Source organism: Phytobacter sp., assembly GCF_059074235.1.
On sequence record NZ_JCACPZ010000008.1, the window covers coordinates 812,058 to 832,814 of the forward strand.

Sequence of the window (20,757 nt, forward strand, 5' to 3'; positions counted from 1 at the left end):
AAGGGACCGGGCCTGCCGAATTCGGCAAGCCGAAATTAATCACTGATGCTCGAATAAAACCATCGATTCCAGATGCCCAGTGTGCGGGAACATATCAAGCATAGCCAGCCGCCGAATCTGGTAACCCGCATTTAATAGCGCTTCGCTGTCTCGGGCAAGAGTCGCCGGGTTACAGGAAACGTACACCACTTTTTGGGGCGCTAATTTTACAATATACTGCATGACACCTGCCGCACCAGCACGGGCTGGGTCCAGCAGAATTTTATCAAATCCCTGACGCGCCCACGGCTGCTTAGTGACATCCTCTTCCAGATTTTCATGAAAAAATGTCACATTGTGCAACTCATTTTGCACCGCGTTTTCGTGCGCTTTTGCCACCAGTTCTGCCACGCCTTCGACACCCACCACACTTGCCGCCTGCATTGCCAGAGGCAGCGTAAAGTTACCCATCCCGCAGAACAGATCCAGCACACGATCTTCAGGCTGCACATCAAGCCAGGCCAGTGCAGCAGCCACCATCTTCTGGTTCATGCCGTCATTAACCTGGATGAAATCTCGTGGACTGAACATTAAGCGTAGCCCCTTCGAGCTATACCAGGGGGCTTCTCCACTAACGCGTTCAAGTATCTCGCTTTCTGGTGCCAGATACAGCATCAGTCCCTCGGAATGCGAAAAGCGTTCCAGTTTTTGCTTATCAGCAGCAACAAGCGGTGCCGTGTGACGAAGAACCATCAGCGGACCGTTATCTGCCAGTACAAGTTCAACGTGACCTAAGTGGTGTGCCCCCTGCAACTGTGTCAAACATTCGCGCAACGGCACCAACAATGCTTCAAGACGGGGCACCAGCACCGGGCAACGCGATATATTAATAATCTCTTTGCCGCTCGCCTTGCGAAAGCCTATATCCAGACGTTGAGACTTCGGCTGCCAACTGAGGCTTAGACGTGCGCGGCGGCGATATCCCCATTCCGTTCCGGAGATGACCTCTTCAACGTCGCGCTTCATTAATCGGGCAAGTGCAGCACTTTTACTACGTTGCTGTAGCGCAACGCTGGCGTGCTGTTGTTGGCATCCACCGCACACGCCAAAGTGCGGACACTGTGGTGCAACGCGGTCCGGGCTGTTGTTGTGGCGACGTTTGACTTCACCCCGCGCAAACTGCCGCTTATCGTCAACAAGAACAACATCTGCTGTCTCTTGCGGTAATAATCCTGGCACAAAGAGCGCTTTTCCATTATGCCGTGCAACCCCCTGTCCAAAGGGATCGAGGTCGTTGACAGTTACGGTTACTTTTTGACTTGTCGTCACACGTCGTTTTGCAGAGTAGAATTGCGCCATTGCCGAGAATTTTCTCAATTACAGATAATGGCCACATTCTCCCATAACGGAACCCCATGACCAACTACAGCCTGCGTGCGCGCATGATGATTCTGATACTCGCCCCCACTGTGTTAATCGGTGTGCTGCTGAGCATCTTCTTCGTCGTTCATCGCTACAATGACTTACAGCGTCAACTGGAAGACGCGGGTGCCAGTATCATTGAACCCCTCGCGGTCTCCAGTGAATACAGCATGACACTACAGGACCGGGAAGCCATTGGTCAGCTCATCAGCGTGCTGCATCGCCGTCATTCCGAAATCGTTCGCGCCATCTCTGTCTATGATGGGCAAAATCACCTCTTTGTAACCTCCAATTTCCAGCTTGATCCCCGAGGGCTTCGTCTCGCTGACGGCGCACCACTACCACGGCGTTTGACCGTCACCCGAGTGGGGGATCAGATGATCCTGCGCACACCCATCGTTTCAGAAGGGTATTCACCGGATGAATCTGCCGCGACGGACGCGAAACCCGCAGGCAACATGCTGGGATATGTGGCGCTGGAACTGGATCTCAAGTCCGTTCGGCTTCAACAGTACAAAGAGATTTTTATCTCCAGCTTGATGATTTTGTTCTGTATTGGTATCGCCCTGATTTTTGGCTGGCGGCTGATGCGCGATGTTACCAGCCCCATTCGCAATATGGTCAACACGGTCGATCGCATCCGTCGCGGTCAGTTGGATAGCCGCGTTGAGGGCTTTATGCTCGGCGAGCTCGATATGTTGAAAAACGGCATTAACTCGATGGCCATGTCGCTGGCGGCCTACCACGAAGAGATGCAGCATAATATCGATCAGTCGACATCGGACCTGCGCGAAACGCTGGAACAGATGGAGATCCAGAACGTTGAACTGGATCTGGCGAAAAAACGTGCCCAGGAGGCGGCGCGTATCAAATCCGAGTTCCTCGCCAACATGTCACATGAACTGCGGACCCCGCTTAATGGCGTCATTGGCTTTACCCGTCTGACGCTGAAATCGGAGCTTAATCCGACACAACGTGACCATATGCTGACCATTGAACGTTCGGCCAATAATTTGCTGGCGATCATCAATGACGTTCTGGACTTCTCTAAACTCGAAGCTGGAAAATTGATCCTCGAAAGCATTCCATTCCCGCTGCGCAGTACCCTGGATGAGGTGGTGACGCTGCTGGCCCACTCGGCTCACGACAAAGGTCTGGAACTGACGCTCAACACCCGTAATGATGTGCCCGATAACGTAATTGGTGATCCGCTGCGCCTACAACAGGTCATTACCAACATCGTGGGTAATGCCATAAAATTCACCGAAAGCGGCAACATCGATATTCTGGTGGAAAGACGCTCCATCAGTAACAACAAAGTGCAGATTGAAGTACAGATCCGTGACACCGGCATCGGCATTCCTGAGCGCGATCAGTCGCGTCTGTTCCAGGCGTTTCGTCAGGCCGACGCCAGCATTTCTCGTCGCCACGGCGGAACAGGACTGGGCCTGGTCATTACCCAACGCCTGGTCAATGAGATGGGCGGCGATATCTCGTTCCATAGCCAGCCTAATCGCGGCTCGACCTTCTGGTTCCATATCAACCTCGATCTGAACCCCAATGCTATTACTGAAGGGCCTGTTACGGGCTGCCTTGAAGGTAAGCGTTTGGCCTATATCGAACCGAATGCAGCGGCTGCACAAAGCACGTTGGATGTGTTGGGTACAACGCCGCTTGAAGTCATTTACAGCCCGTCGTTCTCAGCCCTACCGCCAGATCATTACGATATCCTACTGATGTCAGTACCAGTCACGTTCCGTGAACCTTTGACCATGCAACATGAGCGGCTGGCGAGAGCCAAATCGATGACCGACTATCTGCTTTTGGCGCTGCCATGCCATGCACAAATCAATGCAGAAGAGCTTAAACAGGATGGCGCAGCCGCCTGTCTGCAAAAACCACTGACCGCCACACGTCTGCTACCGGCTTTAACTGAATACTGTCGCTCGGCACGCCACACGCCATTTGTTGATGAAAGCAAACTGCCGATGTCAGTCATGGCCGTGGATGATAACCCCGCCAACCTGAAGCTCATCGGCGTACTGCTGGAAGATCAGGTGCAGCATGTTGAAGTGTGTTCCAGTGGTGCGCAGGCGCTGGAGCGGGCAAAACAAATGCAGTTTGACCTTATCCTTATGGATATCCAGATGCCGGAGATGGATGGCATCCGTGCCTGCGAACTTATCCGCCAGTTACCCCATCAGCAACAAACACCCGTGATTGCGGTCACCGCCCATGCCATGGCCGGGCAAAAAGAGAAACTGCTCAGCGCCGGGATGAACGATTATCTGGCGAAGCCCATCGAAGAAGACAAACTGCATAACCTGTTGCAGCGCTATAAACCCGATCCGGTCACCACCAGCGTCGCTCCTACAGCCGACATAGCCAAAGTGGCAGAACCGGTGGTAAACGAAGACGCGACGCTCGACTGGCAGCTTGCCCTGCGCCAGGCAGCAGGTAAAACCGACCTTGCCCGCGAACTGTTGCAAATGTTGGTCGCCTTTTTACCGGAAATCCGCAATCGAGTTGAGGAACAATTGGTCGGCGAGGAGCCGGATGGTCTGATGGAATCCATCCATAAGCTCCATGGCAGTTGCAGCTACAGTGGCGTTCCACGCCTCAAAAATCTCTGTAAGCTGATAGAGCACCATTTGCGCAGTGGAGTACCAGCAGAGGATTTAGAACCTGAGTTCCTGGAACTGCTTGATGAGATGGATAACGTGACCCGCGAGACGCGTAAATTGATGGGATAATGGTTGATACCCTCTCCCAAAAGGAGAGGGTAAATGACGAAGATGCGTTACTTGCTTTGTCCGATTTTTAATACCGCTGCCACATTGCGGGCGGTCATGCGGACGTTTTCTCCCGCATTCTCCAGCGCATCTTCCAGTGAACAGACCTTATAAATCACGCTGAACACCGCATCAATACCGTGGTCGTGCACCACACCCACGTCAGCCGTCAGGCTTCCGGCGATACCGATAACCGGGACATTATAGCGTTTGGCGACTCTGGCCACCCCAACCGGCACTTTGCCGTTGATGGTCTGGCTATCAATGCGCCCTTCACCGGTGATAACCAGATCAGCATCTGCAACATGGGAATCCAGGGCAAGTGCATCGGTCACAATCTCAATGCCCTGGCGCAATTCCGCGCCGCAGAATGCAAAGAGCCCAGCGCCCATACCGCCAGCTGCACCACCGCCAGCCAGATTCAGGACATCCAGATCCAGATCCCGCGCAATGAGTTTTGCAAAATGGCCCAGCGCCTGATCCAGACGGGCGATCATTTTCGGTGTCGCCCCTTTCTGTGGCCCGAAGATGGCTGATGCCCCTTCTTTTCCGGTCAACGGGTTGGTCACATCACAGGCGACTTCAATGCGGCAGTCAGCCAGACGTTTGTCCAGCTCGCGCACATCAATGTTGGCAAGCATTTCCAGAGCAGCGCCGCCGGGACCAATCTGCTGGCCAGTTTCATCCAGCAATTTCGCACCCAGCGCCTGCACCATACCGGCACCGCCATCATTGGTGGCGCTCCCGCCAATACCGATGATGATATGTTTTACACCCGCGTCCAATGCGTGACGAATCAGTTCACCGGTCCCCCACGACGTGGTGATCAGCGGATCGCGCTGTGCGGGTGGAACCAGTTCAAGACCGCTGGCAGCAGCCATCTCGATAAATGCACATTTTTCATCACCAGACAGACCATAAAAACCGTCAACGTGCTCACCCAGTGGGCCCTTTACCGCAACATTGACAATACGTCCACTGGTTGCGGCAACCATGGCTTCAACTGTCCCTTCGCCACCGTCCGCTACCGGCAATTTTACATATTCCGCCGTTGGAAAAATTTCGCGAAATCCGCTTTCAATGGCGGTCGCAACATCTAATGCACTCAAACTTTCTTTATAAGAGTCAGGTGCGATAACAATCTTCATAAGCCATCCTTACGCATATTCACTGCCGCAAGCATATACCCGGAAGCCTAAGGAAAATGCCAGCCCCCGCAGAGGCTGGCTATTCCATTAACGCACCATGCAAGGACGTTTGTTGTCAAACGTCCAGCCTGGGATCAGGTACTGCATCCCCATGGCATCGTCACGCGCGCCCAGACCGTGTTTCTGATACAGCTCGTGCGCCTTCATCACCTGGTCCATATCCAGCTCCACGCCCAGACCCGGTGTCGTCGGTACCTGCACCATCCCGCCTTTGATTTCAAACGGCTCTTTGGTCAGACGCTGGTTACCTTCCTGCCAGATCCAGTGGGTGTCTATGGCGGTGATTTTGCCCGGTGCAGCCGCCGCCACGTGGGTGAACATGGCCAGTGAAATGTCGAAGTGGTTGTTAGAGTGAGAACCCCATGTCAGGCCAAACTCATGGCACATCTGCGCCACACGTACCGACCCCTGCATGGTCCAGAAGTGCGGATCCGCCAGCGGGATATCCACGGACTGCAGGGACAGGGTGTGACCCATCTGACGCCAGTCGGTGGCAATCATGTTGGTCGCGGTCGGCAGACCGGTAGCGCGACGGAATTCCGCCATCACTTCACGGCCGGAGAAGCCCTGCTCAGCGCCACACGGATCTTCCGCATAGGCCAGCACGCCTTTCAGGTGTTTGCCGATGTTAATCGCTTCGTTCAGGGACCATGCACCGTTCGGGTCGAGGGTGACGCGGGCCTGCGGGAAGCGTTTTGCCAGGGCAACGATAGACTCGGCTTCTTCTTCGCCAGCCAGCACGCCGCCTTTCAGTTTGAAATCATTGAAGCCGTATTTTTCATACGCGGCTTCTGCCAGACGCACCACGCGGTCCGGGGTCATGGCCTCTTCGTGACGCACGCGATACCAGTCGCATTTGTCATCCGGCTGGCTCTGGTACGGCAGCGGGGTGGCTTTGGTGTTCCCGACGAAGAACAGGTAGCCGAGCATTTCCACTTCATTGCGCTGCTGGCCGTCGCCCAGCAGGGAGGCGACGTTAACGCCGAGGTGTTTACCCAGCAGGTCGAGCATGGCAGCTTCAATGGCAGTGACCACGTGGATAGTGGTGCGCAGGTCAAAGGTCTGCAGGCCACGGCCACCGGCATCGCGGTCAGCAAAGGCGTTACGGACTTCATTGAGGACGTTTTTGTAGGCGCCGAGGGTTTTGCCCACAATCAGCGGTGCGGCGTCTTCGATGGTCTGGCGGATTTTTTCGCCGCCCGGGACTTCACCCACGCCGGTGTTGCCGGAGTTATCGGTGATGATAACGATGTTACGGGTGAAGAACGGTGCATGGGCACCGCTCAGGTTCATCAGCATGCTGTCATGACCGGCAACCGGGATGACTTTGACTGAGGTAACAACAGGAGTCGAACTTTGCGTACTCATCGTGATTCCTTTTGTCTGTTACTGACGACCAAATACCGGACGCTTACGATCAAATTTCCAGCCCGGGATCAGGTACTGCATCGGACCGGCGTCGTTACGCGCACCGCCCGGCAGCCGTTTGTAGGCCTCGTGGGCTTTCTCTATCTGCGCCCAGTCAATCTCCACACCCAGACCCGGTGCATCCGGCACCGCTATCTGACCGCCCTTAATTTCCAGCGGCTCTTTGGTCAGACGGGCTTCGCCTTCCTGCCAAATCCAGTGCGTGTCAATCGCCGTCGGGTTACCCGGGGCCGCTGCACCCACGTGGGTGAACATTGCCAGAGAGATATCAAAGTGGTTGTTGGAGTGACAACCCCAGGTCAGGCCCCAGTCGTCGCACAGTTGCGCCACGCGCACCGCACCCGACAGCGTCCAGAAGTGCGGGTCCGCCAGCGGGATGTCCACCGCGTTCAGCATCACCGAGTGACCCATTTCACACCAGTTGGTGGCAATCATGTTGGTGGCCACCGGCAGACCGGTCGCCCGACGGAACTCCGCCATCACCTCACGCCCGGAGAACCCCTGCTCTGCCCCGCACGGGTCTTCCGCGTAGGTCAGCACGTCCTGCAGCCCTTTGCAGAGTTCGATGGCTTCATCCAGCAGCCACGCCCCGTTCGGGTCCACCGTGATACGCGCATCCGGGAAGCGTTTTTTCAGCGCACGGGCGGTCTCGATTTCCTTCTCACCCGGCAGCACCCCGCCCTTGAGCTTGAAGTCTTTGAAACCGTAGCGGTCCTGAGACGCTTCCGCCAGGCGCACCACCGCGTCGCTGTTCATCGCTTCCTGATGACGCAGGCGATACCAGTCGTGCTGACCGTCGGTTTTGTCGAGATACGGCAGGTCGGTTTTCGTGCGGTCGCCGATGTAGAACAGGTAACCCAGCACCGTCACCGCATCGCGCTGTTTTCCCGGCCCGAGCAGTTCGCAGACCGGCACGTTCAGGGCTTTGCCGAGCAGGTCCAGCAGGGCGGCTTCCAGCGCCGCCACCGCGTTGACGCGCAGTTCAAAGGTCCAGGCACCCTTGCCGAAGTTATCGAAGTCGTGCGCCTGATTGCCTTTGTGCACCCGCTGAACCACTTTGTTCAGACGGGCCACTTCCTGCCCCAGCACCATCGGAATGGCGTCCACCAGGGTCTGGTAAATCACTTCGCCACCGGGGGCTTCGCCAACGCCGGTGTTACCGGCGTTGTCCGTGAGCACCACGATGTTACGAGTGAAATACGCGTTATGCGCGCCGCCAATATTCATCAACATGCTGTCATGACCGGCAACCGGGATGACCTTCATATCAGTAATAACGGGGCTAGCTTGCGTGCTCATAGTTATTGTCCTGTAACAGGTTTCAGTTCAATACGTTTGATATTTCCGACCAGCACCAGGTAGGCCAGTACTGCAACCAGAGCATGGATACCAACGTAGATCAGCGCACCATTAAACGAACCGGTGGTACCGACGATGTAGCCGATAGCAATCGGGGTCACGATGCCGGAGATGTTGCCGAACATGTTGAACAGGCCGCCGCTGAGGCCACTGATTTCTTTTGGTGCTGTGTCAGCCATAACCGCCCAGCCCAGCGCACCGATGCCTTTACCGAAGAACGCCATGGACATGAAGCCGATGATCAGCCATTCCGCATCCGTGTAGTTACAGAACACCATCACCATGGAGAGCAGCATGCCCAGTACGATTGGCGTTTTACGTGCGATGTTCAGAGAGCCGGTACGGCGCATCAACCAGTCAGAAATCACCCCACCGAGCACCCCACCTGCAAATCCGCAGATTGCCGGAACAGAGGCAATGAAGCCTGCTTTGAGAATCGACATACCACGCGCCTGAACCAGATAGACCGGGAACCAGGTGATGAAGAAGTAGGTCAGTGCGTTAATGCAGTACTGGCCGAGATAGATACCCATCATCATGCGGGAACCGAGCAACTGCTTGATTTGGCCCCATTTCACGCTAAACGGCACTTTAACCGCGTCTTTCTTCTGATCCATGTTGATCAGCGCGCCGCCTTCAGCAATGTACTCCAGCTCTTTCTTGTTCACTTTCGGGTGTTCGTTTGGCTCGTAAATCACTTTCAGCCAGATGAAGCTGATAACAATACCCAGACCGCCCATAAAGAAGAACACGTGTGACCAGCCCACTTCATGGGTCAACCAACCCATGATCGGTGCGAAGATGACCGTAGCGAAATACTGTGCGGAGTTAAAAATCGAGACCGCCGTCCCCCTTTCCTGTGCCGGGAACCAGGCCGCCACTATTCGACTGTTGCCCGGGAAGGACGGAGCCTCCGCCAGACCCACCAGGAAGCGCAAGGTAAAGAGCGCAATAATGATGCCAAAGCCGCTGAAAATATCGACGAAGCCTTGCAGTAAGGTAAACAGGGACCAGATAAAGATGGACCAGAAATAAACGCGTTTGGAACCGAAGCGGTCAAGCAACCAGCCGCCCGGGATCTGACCTATTACATAGGCCCATGAAAATGCAGAGAAAACATAACCCATACCGATCGGGTCAAGGCCAATGTCTTTGGCCATTTGTGAACCGGCGATCGACAGCGTTGCGCGGTCACCGTAGTTGAAGGATGTGACGATAAACAGCATCACCACTATCCAGTAGCGGGCATTTGTGCGCTTTTCGGCGCTGCTCGCTGCTTGGCTTAATGAACTCATGGTTGTACTCCCGAAGCATAAATGTTCATGTACATTCACCCTGAACAGCACAACCGGTAGGGGTAGTCAGGATGATGTATTTGTGTTTTTTCGCAGCTTTATTGCCGGGTCGCTATTCCCTGCGTACTGCGTTTTATTGACTGGCGAGAAAAGTATAAAAAGGGGTAGATGATCTCTCACCGTGCAACCACACAACATTCCATAGCCTGGTCATTTGGGTTTATTGCATCAGCACAAGGTGATGGGGACTAACTCACGGAAATGAAAAGTTGGGGCGCTAACATTTGGCCAAAAGTCAGGCAGTTTTAATTACTGTGAAACGCGTCGCTTGACGCAGTGAAAGTGCACTTTTCGTGGGGGGTTAAAACGGGGGTTTTACTGGCATTTGCCCGATGCTTACTCGATTCAGTCGGCAGATAATGCCTTTTGTCGCAATTTCTTTGCTAACTGACTAAAAATAGTGGTTAGCCCTCCTGGTAGGGGGAGGGCAAAACCTTATTTCAGCAGTGTTGCCCAGTGTTCAACCCAAGGATTGGAGCGGGTTTCAGGCTCAGGGTCTTCGCTGGCATCAATCAGTAACATATCTCCCACACGCTGCGCATTTTGCTCTTGTAACAGTGCATCGAACTGTTTACCGCCGCCGCAGAAATTCGAGTATGTGCTATCGCCCAAAGCGATGACCCCATAACGCAATTCCGGCTGGTAACCCAGGCTGTCACGAATAAACTGAAACAGCGGTACAATGCTCTCCGGTAAGTCGCCCTGCCCGGTTGTAGAGGTCACAATCAGCGCATATTTATCCTGATAGTGCTTCCAGTCCCCGGCTTCAGGGTCTTCAAACACCGTGGCCTTGTGGCCCTGAGCAGTAAGAATGGCTTCAGCTTCTTCTGCGACCAGCAGCGCGTTGCCATACATTGTGCCCACAAATATTCCGATTTCAGCCATGCCATTCACTCCTTGGGTTAAACACCGTTTCCGTCATCCTGACCGTTGACTGGAGCAAACTCAACCCTTTCATTCTCAGGGAGAAGCCCCAGCCAGCCGAACTGTGACAATGCCTGCATCCACACATCGTCCAGCCCCGCGCGGATGGTCAGCGGTTCGCCGGTAAACGGGTGGGTCAGGCTTAACTGACTTGCGTGGAGCATCAGACGGTCGCAGCCAAAATGGGCAGATGCACTACGATTTTGGCGCAGGTCACCGTGCTTGCTGTCACCGATAATCGGATGACGAAGATGGGAAAGGTGGCGGCGAAGCTGATGTTTACGTCCGGTTTGCGGATTCAACTCAACCAAACCATAGCGCGTGGTGGGAAATTTACCGGTCGCAACGGGCATTTCGGTGGTGGCGAGCCCGCGATAGTGGGTGACAGCTGGCTGCGGGCCTTTATCATCGCGGGCAAATTTGTCTGCGATTTTATCCAGCTCTTCTACCAGTGGGTAATCCAGCACCGCCTCGTCCATTAACCAGCCACGCACAATGGCGTGATAACGTTTTTGCATCTGGTGTTGTTCAAATTGCTGCGATAACAAACGACCTGCTTCGCTGGACAGCCCCATCAGCAGCACGCCGGACGTGGGTCTGTCGAGGCGATGGGCAGTGAAAACGTGCTGACCAATCTGATCCCTTACGGTCTGCATCACCACGACTTTTTCATCGCGATCAAGCCAGCTTCGGTGCACCAGCCAACCGGACGGTTTATTGACCGCGACCAGCCATTCGTCCTGGTAAATTATCTCCAGCATTATGCTTCTTCGTCCGCAAACAGGGCATCCAGGGCTTCAAGCTGTGCCAGAAGAACATCGCGGGCAGGATGAGTTGAATCGAGGGCGATTTCATAATAGGGCGTAACGGCAAATGACCCCGGCAACGGGTGATTACCATCCAGCAAAGCATGCATACGTGGAATCAACACCCATTGCAGCCACTCAAACGGCTCGAGAGTGTCCATACAGAAAGGCTGAGTGCTATCAAATACGCTGGCATCTGGGGCAATAGCGCTCCACTGGTTTTGTTCGCGAAGAAGCGCCTCGATGAGGTGTAATTGTTGGCGCACGCGCTCATGTAACGTCATAAGAACCTCGGAAGAAATCAGAATGGCGCGCAGAATAGCATTAGTGATGGGGAAATAAAAAAAGGGAGCACTGTAAAAACAGTGCTCCCGGTTCGTTTCGCAGCAGTCCAGCTACTCTTTGTGCTCCCTGCTCATCCTTGACAACTTTTCCAGTGGTCTCCTGACCAGTGTTCATCCATAAACGGTGCATCCTGCCCGCATCACCCCGATGCGGAATAGCCTCATCCCTAAAGCGTGTCCTCGATCTCCATGATCCACCAGACATCCTGACCGGCTCTCATTCTCCCTCCTGGAGGTGTCCTTCAATGCAATCCTGCATTTTCCTTTTGCTTCGTCCTGAAGCCTTCCTTGTAGCACCGTCCACGGTGTATTCCTGTCTCGAAACAACATCATCCTGATGTTCGTTTCAGTGTGCGACTCCTTGTCGACGAGGGATAGAATCACTTATTCCGCTTCGTCTTACAAGTGTGCTTAAGGCAAATATTTGCCCTATTTACTATAAATAAACTAAGGTTATTATTTTTAAACCACTGATTATATTTGATTTTATAAATGAAGTACTGATATGTCCTGTAGGACGACGGGCGGATCTCTCACAAGACGTGTAAGAGATCTCTTACAAGAAAAGTAGCATTCGGGATTACAGAGCTGGCTCAATGCGGCTAAGGAAGTCCGCAAGGTTTGGGGCGAGAACGACGCGCTGCTGACGTCCCAGCGTCTCTTTCACCACTTCACCGCTGAGGTTGCAAAGCGAAAGCACCTCGGTATCGCTCTCCAGAGTAGCGATGAACAAGGTCGGTGACAGCTTAAGTCGTTTTTGCGTGACAAGGTGACCAATAAGGTTTTCCTGTACGCGCTGAAAATCGTCCGGACTCCAGGTTTGTAGCAGCGTAAACGTTTCAGACTGAAACCGTGCACGCATATCCCCGGCGAACTGTGTGGTATAGAAAGAATGAAGCGCTGGTTGTACCACAATATCTAATGCGCGTTCAATCGCGTTTACATTTTGTTTGGGTAAAAAAGGCTGCGGCTGCCAGGTCACCAGCGAATCCGTTGAAGAGATAATGCAGGGAGAAGGCACGCCATAAAGCTCTTCACTTTGCGGCCAGGTTTGGTATGTCGTTTGCCAGGCTTCACAATAACGTGCGGTAAAGGCTTCCAGGGCAAGGGCGGTCTCTCTTTCCACGGGTTTCTCTCTTTATCTAAGACAGGATACACTTTGCGTCTAGTGTAACCGTAAAAATGGCGATGAAACATGTCTTCCTATGATAACCACCAGGCGCTGGCTGGCCTGACGCTGGGCAAAACCACAGACTACCGCGACCAGTACGACGCAGGCTTACTGCAGGGTGTTCCTCGAAGCCTTAACCGCGAACCGCTGGGCCTTTACCCGGATAACCTGCCATTTCAGGGCGCAGATATCTGGACGTTATATGAGCTATCCTGGCTCAACGCCAATGGTTTGCCCCAGGTTGCCATTGGTCACGTCTCGCTGGATTACACCAGCGTCAATCTGGTTGAATCAAAGAGTTTCAAGCTCTATCTCAACAGTTTTAACCAGACCCGCTTCGCCTCATGGGATGAGGTGCAGCAAACCCTCAAACGGGATTTAAGCGCCTGTGCGCAAGGCGAGGTCGCTGTCGCGCTTTATCGTCTGGATGAAATTGAAGGTCAGCCTATTGCCCATTTTCACGGTAGCTGCATCGACGATCAGGATATTATCATCGACAACTATAACTTCGACGCGGACCTGCTGACCGATGCGGCCAGCGGCAAAGTGGTAGAAGAAACACTGGTAAGCCATTTACTGAAATCGAACTGCCTGATTACCCATCAGCCAGACTGGGGTTCCGTGCAGATTCAGTATCGCGGAGCGAAAATAGACCGCGAAAAACTGCTGCGTTACCTGGTCTCTTTCCGACATCACAATGAGTTTCACGAGCAGTGTGTCGAACGCATCTTTACCGATATCCAGCGTTTCTGCCAGCCAGAAAGCCTTAGCGTCTACGCCCGTTACACCCGACGTGGTGGCCTGGACATTAACCCGTGGCGCACCAATACACACTTTGCTCCGGCAACGGGACGACTGGTTCGCCAGTAATCGCACTCTTTTTTGTTATCTGCGAGAGAGATTCCACGTAGCAGGTTGTTAAACGTCATAAGCGGAGGCTATTGTAATCAGCAGGGAAGATACAATTTTCATCCCGTAAGGAGTTCACTTGATTACACATATTAGCCCGCTTGGCTCGATGGATATGTTGTCGCAACTGGAAGTCGATATGCTTAAACGCACGGCCAGTAGCGACCTGTATCAACTGTTTCGCAATTGCTCACTCGCAGTGCTTAACTCCGGTAGCCTGACCGATAACAGCAAAGAGCTGCTGTCACGCTACGAAAATTTTGATATCAATGTATTACGCCGTGAACGCGGCGTAAAACTGGAACTGATCAACCCACCAGAAGATGCCTTTGTCGATGGACGTATTATCCGTTCATTGCAGGCCAACCTTTTCGCCGTGCTGCGCGATATTTTGTTCGTTAACGGGCAAATCCATAATGCAGGGCGTTTCCAGCATTTAAATCTGGAAAGCTCAATCCACATCACCAACCTGGTCTTCTCTATTTTACGTAATGCCCGTGCCCTGCATGTGGGGGAAGCGCCAAACATGGTGGTGTGCTGGGGCGGTCACTCGATTAATGAAACAGAGTACCTCTACGCCCGCCGCGTCGGTACGCAGCTGGGTCTGCGCGAGCTGAATATCTGTACCGGTTGTGGCCCAGGCGCAATGGAAGCGCCAATGAAAGGCGCCGCAGTCGGCCACGCCCAGCAGCGTTATAAAGAGGGACGTTTTATCGGGATGACGGAGCCTTCTATCATCGCGGCTGAACCGCCAAACCCGCTGGTGAACGAGCTCATTATCATGCCAGACATTGAAAAACGTCTGGAAGCTTTCGTGCGTATTGCCCACGGTATTATCATCTTCCCGGGTGGTGTCGGCACCGCAGAAGAGCTGCTCTATCTGCTCGGCATACTGATGAATCCGGCGAACAAGGATCAGGTCCTGCCGCTGATCCTGACCGGTCCGAAAGAGAGTGCAGACTATTTCCGCGTGCTGGATGAATTCATCGTGAACACCCTTGGCGAAAGCGCACGTAAACACTACCGCATTGTGATAAACGATCCGGCAGAAGTAGCACGCCTGATGAAAAAAGCGATGCCATTGGTGAAAGAGAATCGTCGAGAAACCGGCGATGCGTATAGCTTCAACTGGTCGATTCGCATTGCACCTGACCTGCAAGTGCCGTTCGAACCCACCCACGAAAATATGGCCAACCTTAAACTTTACCCGGATCAGCCTGTCGAGGTCCTGGCCGCAGACCTGCGTCGTGCCTTCTCTGGCATTGTAACGGGTAACGTGAAAGAGGTAGGGATACAGGCCATTGAAGAATTCGGTCCGTATAAAATCCACGGCGATCGCGAGATGATGCGTCGAATGGACGATCTGCTACAGGGCTTTGTTGCTCAGCACCGTATGAAGCTGCCGGGCTCTGCTTATATTCCTTGCTACGAAATTATCACCTGACGTCCTCTGAACCATAAGGGTGGCCTATGCCACCCTTCTTCGGAGTCACCAGGCAAACGATTGCGGCCCTATTCATCAACAGATTTTCATTCACAAAACCGCCATTGGTTTAGATAAAACGCTAAGTCCTCACGGGTTTACAGCCATTTTATCGTGTTTTACACCTCATTCTTTGAAAGCGAATCCCGCCAATGGTAGCCTTCGCGCCCATAAATTTTACCCAATTCATCGATTGCAGATATTTGACCTGATAATAACCACATAAAAAGTGGATTATTGTATTTGAGATCGCGATCACTGTTCCATCCATAACATATATGTATCTTTCCGCCCGCCAATAGTTACGGGAAGAAATTATAAGAAAACCGTAAATGACCGAATTTCATATTACCGCCGTGGTTTTTGGCATTGGATTTGACCAAATAGCGGCACATTACAGCTCTGGAGATCTTTAGATGGAAACAACACAAACCGGCACCCTGGTATCGGGTGGCGCGCGCAGTGCATGGCGTAAAACGGACACCATGTGGATGCTGGGCCTGTACGGCACCGCTATCGGCGCAGGCGTGCTCTTTTTACCGATCAACGCCGGTGTGGGTGGGATGATCCCACTGATTATTATGGCGCTCATTGCCTTTCCGATGACCTTCTTTGCTCACCGTGGTCTGACGCGCTTTGTGCTTTCCGGTAAAAACCCGGGCGAAGACATTACTGAAGTAGTTGAAGAACACTTTGGTACTGGTGCAGGTAAATTGATCACCCTGCTCTACTTCTTCGCCATCTACCCGATTCTGTTGGTCTACAGCGTTGCTATCACCAACACCGTTGAAAGCTTTATGAGCCACCAACTCGGCATGACCCCGCCCCCACGCGCGATCCTCTCTCTGATTCTGATCGTAGGTATGATGACTATCGTACGTTTCGGTGAGCAGATGATTGTCAAAGCGATGAGCATCCTGGTGTTCCCGTTTGTGGCAGCACTGATGCTGCTGGCCGTGTACCTGATCCCACAGTGGAGCACCACCGCGCTGGACACCCTCTCCTTTAGCAGCACCAGCGCAACCGGCAACGGTCTGTGGATGACCTTATGGCTGGCAATTCCGGTTATGGTTTTCTCCTTTAACCACTCGCCGATTATCTCCTCTTTCGCCGTCGCAAAACGCGAAGAGTACGGTGATGAAGCAGAGCGTAAATGCTCCCGCATCCTGAGCTTTGCTCACATCATGATGGTCCTGACGGTGATGTTCTTCGTCTTCAGCTGCGTGCTGAGCCTGTCTCCGGCAGATCTGGCGGCAGCAAAAGCACAGAACATCTCGATTCTGTCTTACCTGGCAAACCACTTTAATGCACCGGTTATCGCCTGGATGGCACCGATTATCGCAATTATTGCTATTACCAAGTCCTTCCTCGGCCACTACCTGGGCGCGCGTGAAGGCTTTAACGGCATGGTAATCAAATCCCTGCGCGGTAAAGGCAAATCCATTGAAATCAATAAACTGAACAAAATCACCGCGTTCTTTATGCTGGTGACCACCTGGGCAGTTGCGACCCTGAACCCGAGCATCCTCGGGATGATTGAGAACCTGGGTGGCCCGATTATCGCGATTATCCTGTTCCTGATGCCGATGTATGCCATTAACAAAGTCCCGGCTATGCGTAAGTACAGCGGCCACATCAGCAACGCCTTCGTTGTCGTGATGGGTCTGGTTGCTATCTCCGCAATTTTCTTCTCTCTGTTCAGCTAAACCCTTTGCGCCGCCTTTTTGGGCGGCGCACTCCCCCCTCTATTTCTCATGGATACTGCATCATGATCAGCGTATTCGATATTTTTAAAATCGGTATTGGCCCTTCCAGTTCCCACACCGTTGGCCCAATGAAAGCCGGTAAGCAGTTCACGGACGACCTGATCGCACGCGACATGCTGCGCAACGTTACGCGCGTAGTGGTAGATGTTTACGGCTCTTTGTCCCTGACCGGCAAAGGCCACCATACCGATATCGCTATTATTATGGGCCTGGCGGGAAACCTGCCGGACACCGTCGATATCGACGCCATTCCGGCCTTTATTCAGGACGTGAACACCCATAGCCGCCTGATGCTGGCCAACGGCAGCCACGAAGTTGAATTCCCGGTCGATCAGTGCATGAACTTCCATGCCGATAACCTCTCTCTGCACGAAAATGGTATGCGCATTACCGCGCTGGCAGGCGAAAAGGTGCTGCATAGCCAGACTTACTATTCCATTGGCGGCGGCTTTATCGTTGATGAAGACCATTTTGGTCTTGCCGACAGCTCGCCAGTCGCCGTGCCGTGGCCGTACAAAAATGCTGCTGATTTACAACAGCACTGCCGTGACAGTGGTCTGTCGCTCTCCGGCCTGATGATGCAAAACGAGCTGGCATTACACAGCAAAGAGGCGCTGGAACAGCACTTCACCCAGGTTTGGGACGTCATGCGCGGCGGTATTGAGCGCGGCATCACCACCGAAGGCGTATTACCGGGCAAATTGCGAGTACCTCGCCGTGCTGCCGCCCTGCGTCGTCTGTTAGTCAGCAGCGATAAAACCACCAGCGATCCGATGGCGGTTGTCGACTGGATTAACATGTTTGCTCTGGCGGTGAACGAAGAAAATGCAGCTGGTGGTCGCGTGGTCACCGCTCCGACTAACGGAGCCTGCGGAATAGTGCCTGCGGTACTGGCCTACTACGACAAATTTATCCGCGAAGTGAATACTAACTCGCTGGCTCGCTACCTGCTCACCGCCAGCGCGATTGGTTCGCTGTACAAGATGAATGCCTCCATTTCGGGCGCGGAAGTCGGTTGCCAGGGCGAAGTAGGCGTCGCCTGCTCCATGGCGGCAGCGGGTCTGGCTGAACTGCTGGGCGGCAGCCCGGCGCAGGTCTGCATCGCAGCGGAAATTGGCATGGAACATAACCTTGGTTTGACCTGCGACCCAGTCGCGGGACAAGTACAGGTACCATGCATTGAACGTAACGCCATTGCGTCCGTTAAGGCGGTAAACGCAGCACGTATGGCTCTGCGTCGCACCAGCGAACCGCGCGTATGTCTCGATAAGGTCATTGAGACGATGTACGAAACCGGCAAGGACATGAACGCCAAATACCGCGAAACCTCACGTGGTGGCCTGGCGATGAAAATCGTCACCTGCGATTAATGCCCGGACGCCCCGTTTTGCGGGGCGTCTTCCTAATCCCCGCACCATTGATAGTCTCCCGCTCCGGTCGATGTTACCCTTAGCGCGTTTAACACCTGGAGGGAACTGTGGCTATCCACCTGCTCATTGTCGACGCACTTAATCTCATTCGCCGTATTCACGCGGTTCAGGGTTCCCCCTGCGTCACAACCTGCCAGCATGCGCTTGATCTGCTGATCCACCACAGTGAGCCTACACATGCAGTCGCCGTCTTTGATGATGAGGCCCGTAAAAGCGGCTGGCGGCACAAAATCCTGCCCGATTACAAAGCCGGTCGACCACCGATGCCTGAGTCCCTGCACGATGAAATGCCCGCCCTGCGCACAGCCTTTGCTGAACGCGGCGTACAAAGCTGGGTATCACCGGGAAATGAAGCTGACGACCTCGCCGCCACACTGGCGGTGAAAGTCGCGAAAGCGGGTCATCAGGCCACGATTGTCTCCACCGATAAGGGCTATTGCCAGTTGCTAGCCCCTGGTATTCGCATCCGCGATTATTTCCAGAAGCGCTGGCTGGACGCCCCCTTTATTGAAAATGAGTTCGGTGTGGCACCGCAGCAACTGGCTGATTACTGGGGGCTGGCGGGGATAAGCAGTTCGAAAGTGCCAGGTGTGGCAGGTATCGGCCCCAAAAGTGCCACGCAACTGTTAGTGCAGTTTCAAACGCTGGAAGGTGTGTATGCCCATCTGGATGAGGTACCGGAAAAGTGGCGTAAGAAGCTGGAACAGCATAAAGAGATGGCGTTTATGTGCCGGGATATTGCCCGTCTGCAAACGGATATCCAGATCGACGGCAATTTGCAGCAACTGCGTTTAGAGAAACGTTAGAGAAGGCATTACCGGGCAAGCAGAAACGCCGCCCGGTAAGTGTTTGCGATTAGCGTTCGTCGCGACGACCACCGACAGCCGCCCACCAGCGACGCACGTGTACCGTCACTTCTTCACGATCGTGATACAGCTGGCGCGCCTGAATCTCGGCATTAATGCCCTGCTCATTCAGTTTCTCCTGAATGTAGTTCAGGTTATGTTGCACCTCTTCATAGCGTTTTTTCATCGGCAACTTGAGGTTGAAAATGGTTTCACGACACCAGCCGTTCGCCAGCCACTGCGCCATCAATGCCGCGACTTTCGCCGGCTTCTCTACCATGTCGCAAACCATCCAGGTGATGTTATTGCGCGTGGGGCGATAACGGAAACCATCTTCCGCAAGCCAGGTCACCTGACCGGTATCCATCAGGCTCTGCGCCATCGGACCGTTATCCACGGAGACGACCCACATATTGCGTTTCACCAGCTGATAGGTCCAGCCACCAGGGCAGGCACCGAGATCCACCGCATGCATACCGTTCGCCAGGCGCTCATCCCACTCATCGGCAGGGATAAAGACGTGAAACGCCTCTTCCAGTTTGAGCGTGGAACGGCTTGGCGCGTCGGATGGGAACTTGAGGCGCGGGATACCCATATAGAACGGTGAGTTGTTATACGAGTACGAGTAGCCGGTATAGCAGCAGCCTGGTGCGATAAAGAAGACATGCACGACGGGGCGCTTAGTCGAATCGCTGCGTGCCAGCACACCCGCTTCACGTAGCGCACTGCGCAGCGGTACGGTGAACTTACGGCAGAACTTCATCAGCTCTTTACTTTCGTTGGTATCTGCCACTTCAACGCGCAGATCGCCACCTTTCTCCACCACACCCTGCAGCATGCCAACAATCGGCGTGATGCGATCTTCCGGCGGTAAATACTGCAGTAACTCGCCAACCACAAACATCTGACGGGCAAAAATCAACGAGCTGAACGGCAGCTCGCGCGCCAGTTTGTCCGCATCATCGGGCTGGTAACATTCGAAAATCACATACCCGGAATGTTCTTTAACACGCGCAAAGCCGAAGACTTCGCGACGTCCGGCCTTATCGGTAATCTCTGCGGCGCACTCTTTCTCAAAGCCAGGGCGACACAACAAAACCACTTTATTCATGAACAACGCCCTTACGTTTCAGACGAATAGCACCAATAAACATCAACACCCAACCGGCCAGGAAACTGACCCCGCCGACAGGCGTCACAAACGCCCAGAGGCGTAAATGCGATAGCGCCAGGCAATACAGGCTGCCACTAAACAGCACCGTGCCTAACGCGAGAAAAACACTGCTCCAGTAAAACCAGATACTGATGCGGCGCTGCATCGCCACCGCCAGGCCAAAAATGGCAAGCGTATGGAATGCCTGGTAATCAAGGCCGGTTTGGATCCAGCCCATTTCAACAACACCCAAAGACTTACTTAAAACATGTGCGCCAAATGCACCGAGCGCAACATAAACAAAGCCACTCACTGCGGCAAAAATCAGCATGAAACGGCTGGTCATGTGTCTACCTTAAGAAGTTGCGCATAGTGCGCTGCAA

Annotated in this window: 17 protein-coding genes; 6 read left to right on the forward strand and 11 right to left on the reverse strand. The window is 53.7% G+C overall.

Features of this window, described 5'->3' with window-relative positions; genetic code table 11:
- Nucleotides 1-39 precede the first annotated feature (39 nt).
- The gene (gene rlmD, locus AC5JPW_RS21710) at nt 40-1,338 is read right to left on the reverse strand and encodes a 23S rRNA (uracil(1939)-C(5))-methyltransferase RlmD (RefSeq protein ID WP_494243145.1); all 1,299 of its coding nucleotides are present in this window, start codon (nt 1,336-1,338) and stop codon (nt 40-42) included.
- A gap of 56 nt (nt 1,339-1,394) precedes the next feature.
- Here rlmD and barA point away from each other — a divergent pair, with 56 nt between their 5' ends.
- On the forward strand, nt 1,395-4,154 hold the full coding sequence (barA, locus tag AC5JPW_RS21715) for a two-component sensor histidine kinase BarA (RefSeq protein WP_494243146.1): 2,760 nt from the start codon (nt 1,395-1,397) through the stop codon (nt 4,152-4,154).
- A gap of 47 nt (nt 4,155-4,201) precedes the next feature.
- Here the strand turns inward: barA and AC5JPW_RS21720 are convergent, their stop codons facing one another.
- The 8 genes from AC5JPW_RS21720 to syd all read right to left on the reverse strand — a co-directional run bounded on the left by AC5JPW_RS21720 (nt 4,202) and on the right by syd (nt 12,743).
- Nucleotides 4,202-5,341 (reverse strand): glycerate kinase, encoded by a 1,140-nt coding sequence (locus tag AC5JPW_RS21720; protein ID WP_494243147.1) that lies wholly within the window; start codon nt 5,339-5,341, stop codon nt 4,202-4,204.
- Nucleotides 5,342-5,428: 87 nt separating this feature from the next.
- Nucleotides 5,429-6,769, reverse strand: a complete 1,341-nt coding sequence (gudD, locus tag AC5JPW_RS21725) for a glucarate dehydratase (RefSeq protein ID WP_494243148.1) — start codon at nt 6,767-6,769, stop codon at nt 5,429-5,431.
- Nucleotides 6,770-6,787: 18 nt separating this feature from the next.
- Nucleotides 6,788-8,128 carry an enolase C-terminal domain-like protein gene (locus tag AC5JPW_RS21730; RefSeq protein WP_494243149.1) on the reverse strand — a complete coding sequence of 447 codons (1,341 nt, stop codon included), beginning with the start codon at nt 8,126-8,128 and terminating at the stop codon, nt 6,788-6,790.
- Nucleotides 8,129-8,130: 2 nt separating this feature from the next.
- On the reverse strand, nt 8,131-9,483 hold the full coding sequence (locus AC5JPW_RS21735; protein ID WP_494243150.1) for an MFS transporter: 1,353 nt from the start codon (nt 9,481-9,483) through the stop codon (nt 8,131-8,133).
- Between the two features lie 495 nt (nt 9,484-9,978).
- On the reverse strand, nt 9,979-10,428 hold the full coding sequence (locus AC5JPW_RS21740) for a flavodoxin (RefSeq protein ID WP_494243151.1): 450 nt from the start codon (nt 10,426-10,428) through the stop codon (nt 9,979-9,981).
- 17 nt (nt 10,429-10,445) lie between these two features.
- Nucleotides 10,446-11,228 carry a tRNA pseudouridine(65) synthase TruC gene (gene truC, locus AC5JPW_RS21745; protein ID WP_494243152.1) on the reverse strand — a complete coding sequence of 261 codons (783 nt, stop codon included), beginning with the start codon at nt 11,226-11,228 and terminating at the stop codon, nt 10,446-10,448.
- Nucleotides 11,228-11,557, reverse strand: a complete 330-nt coding sequence (locus tag AC5JPW_RS21750) for a YqcC family protein (RefSeq protein ID WP_494243153.1) — start codon at nt 11,555-11,557, stop codon at nt 11,228-11,230. The genes truC and AC5JPW_RS21750 overlap by 1 nt, the downstream gene beginning before the upstream one ends.
- A 640-nt stretch (nt 11,558-12,197) precedes the next feature.
- Nucleotides 12,198-12,743, reverse strand: a complete 546-nt coding sequence (gene syd, locus AC5JPW_RS21755) for a SecY-interacting protein (RefSeq protein ID WP_494243154.1) — start codon at nt 12,741-12,743, stop codon at nt 12,198-12,200.
- Between the two features lie 69 nt (nt 12,744-12,812).
- Here syd and queF point away from each other — a divergent pair, with 69 nt between their 5' ends.
- The 5 genes from queF (at nt 12,813) to xni (ending at nt 19,182) form a co-directional block, all read left to right on the forward strand.
- Complete coding sequence (queF, locus tag AC5JPW_RS21760) at nt 12,813-13,658, forward strand: NADPH-dependent 7-cyano-7-deazaguanine reductase QueF (RefSeq protein WP_494243155.1); 846 nt, start codon at nt 12,813-12,815, stop codon at nt 13,656-13,658.
- A 118-nt stretch (nt 13,659-13,776) separates the two neighbouring features.
- Nucleotides 13,777-15,141: a nucleotide 5'-monophosphate nucleosidase PpnN gene (gene ppnN, locus AC5JPW_RS21765; protein ID WP_494243156.1), complete on the forward strand. Its 1,365-nt coding sequence runs from the start codon at nt 13,777-13,779 to the stop codon at nt 15,139-15,141.
- Nucleotides 15,142-15,596: 455 nt separating this feature from the next.
- Nucleotides 15,597-16,886 (forward strand): HAAAP family serine/threonine permease, encoded by a 1,290-nt coding sequence (locus AC5JPW_RS21770; protein ID WP_494243157.1) that lies wholly within the window; start codon nt 15,597-15,599, stop codon nt 16,884-16,886.
- Nucleotides 16,887-16,948: 62 nt separating this feature from the next.
- Nucleotides 16,949-18,316, forward strand: coding sequence for an L-serine ammonia-lyase (locus tag AC5JPW_RS21775; RefSeq protein WP_494243158.1), 1,368 nt, complete (start codon nt 16,949-16,951; stop codon nt 18,314-18,316).
- 107 nt (nt 18,317-18,423) lie between these two features.
- The gene (gene xni, locus AC5JPW_RS21780; protein ID WP_494243159.1) at nt 18,424-19,182 is read left to right on the forward strand and encodes a flap endonuclease Xni; all 759 of its coding nucleotides are present in this window, start codon (nt 18,424-18,426) and stop codon (nt 19,180-19,182) included.
- Nucleotides 19,183-19,231: 49 nt separating this feature from the next.
- Here xni and rlmM read toward each other — a convergent pair whose 3' ends face one another.
- Nucleotides 19,232-20,332 (reverse strand): 23S rRNA (cytidine(2498)-2'-O)-methyltransferase RlmM, encoded by a 1,101-nt coding sequence (gene rlmM / locus AC5JPW_RS21785; protein WP_494243160.1) that lies wholly within the window; start codon nt 20,330-20,332, stop codon nt 19,232-19,234.
- Nucleotides 20,325-20,720: a DUF423 domain-containing protein gene (locus AC5JPW_RS21790; protein ID WP_494243161.1), complete on the reverse strand. Its 396-nt coding sequence runs from the start codon at nt 20,718-20,720 to the stop codon at nt 20,325-20,327. Before AC5JPW_RS21790 ends, rlmM begins: the two co-directional genes overlap by 8 nt.
- Between the last annotated feature and the right edge of the window lie 37 nt (nt 20,721-20,757).

Excerpts from the sequence above, each read along its gene's own strand:
- gudD (WP_494243148.1), bottom strand. The coding sequence starts at position 6,769 with ATGAGTACGCAAAGTTCGACTCCTGTTGTTACCTCAGTCAAAGTCATC.
- AC5JPW_RS21775 (WP_494243158.1), top strand. The coding sequence starts at position 16,949 with ATGATCAGCGTATTCGATATTTTTAAAATCGGTATTGGCCCTTCCAGT.
- AC5JPW_RS21730 (WP_494243149.1), bottom strand. The coding sequence starts at position 8,128 with ATGAGCACGCAAGCTAGCCCCGTTATTACTGATATGAAGGTCATCCCG.
- AC5JPW_RS21750 (WP_494243153.1), bottom strand. The coding sequence starts at position 11,557 with ATGACGTTACATGAGCGCGTGCGCCAACAATTACACCTCATCGAGGCG.
- AC5JPW_RS21790 (WP_494243161.1), bottom strand. The coding sequence starts at position 20,720 with ATGACCAGCCGTTTCATGCTGATTTTTGCCGCAGTGAGTGGCTTTGTT.
- AC5JPW_RS21735 (WP_494243150.1), bottom strand. The coding sequence starts at position 9,483 with ATGAGTTCATTAAGCCAAGCAGCGAGCAGCGCCGAAAAGCGCACAAAT.
- AC5JPW_RS21720 (WP_494243147.1), bottom strand. The coding sequence starts at position 5,341 with ATGAAGATTGTTATCGCACCTGACTCTTATAAAGAAAGTTTGAGTGCA.
- queF (WP_494243155.1), top strand. The coding sequence starts at position 12,813 with ATGTCTTCCTATGATAACCACCAGGCGCTGGCTGGCCTGACGCTGGGC.
- rlmD (WP_494243145.1), bottom strand. The coding sequence starts at position 1,338 with ATGGCGCAATTCTACTCTGCAAAACGACGTGTGACGACAAGTCAAAAA.
- truC (WP_494243152.1), bottom strand. The coding sequence starts at position 11,228 with ATGCTGGAGATAATTTACCAGGACGAATGGCTGGTCGCGGTCAATAAA.
- AC5JPW_RS21770 (WP_494243157.1), top strand. The coding sequence starts at position 15,597 with ATGGAAACAACACAAACCGGCACCCTGGTATCGGGTGGCGCGCGCAGT.
- barA (WP_494243146.1), top strand. The coding sequence starts at position 1,395 with ATGACCAACTACAGCCTGCGTGCGCGCATGATGATTCTGATACTCGCC.
- rlmM (WP_494243160.1), bottom strand. The coding sequence starts at position 20,332 with ATGAATAAAGTGGTTTTGTTGTGTCGCCCTGGCTTTGAGAAAGAGTGC.
- AC5JPW_RS21740 (WP_494243151.1), bottom strand. The coding sequence starts at position 10,428 with ATGGCTGAAATCGGAATATTTGTGGGCACAATGTATGGCAACGCGCTG.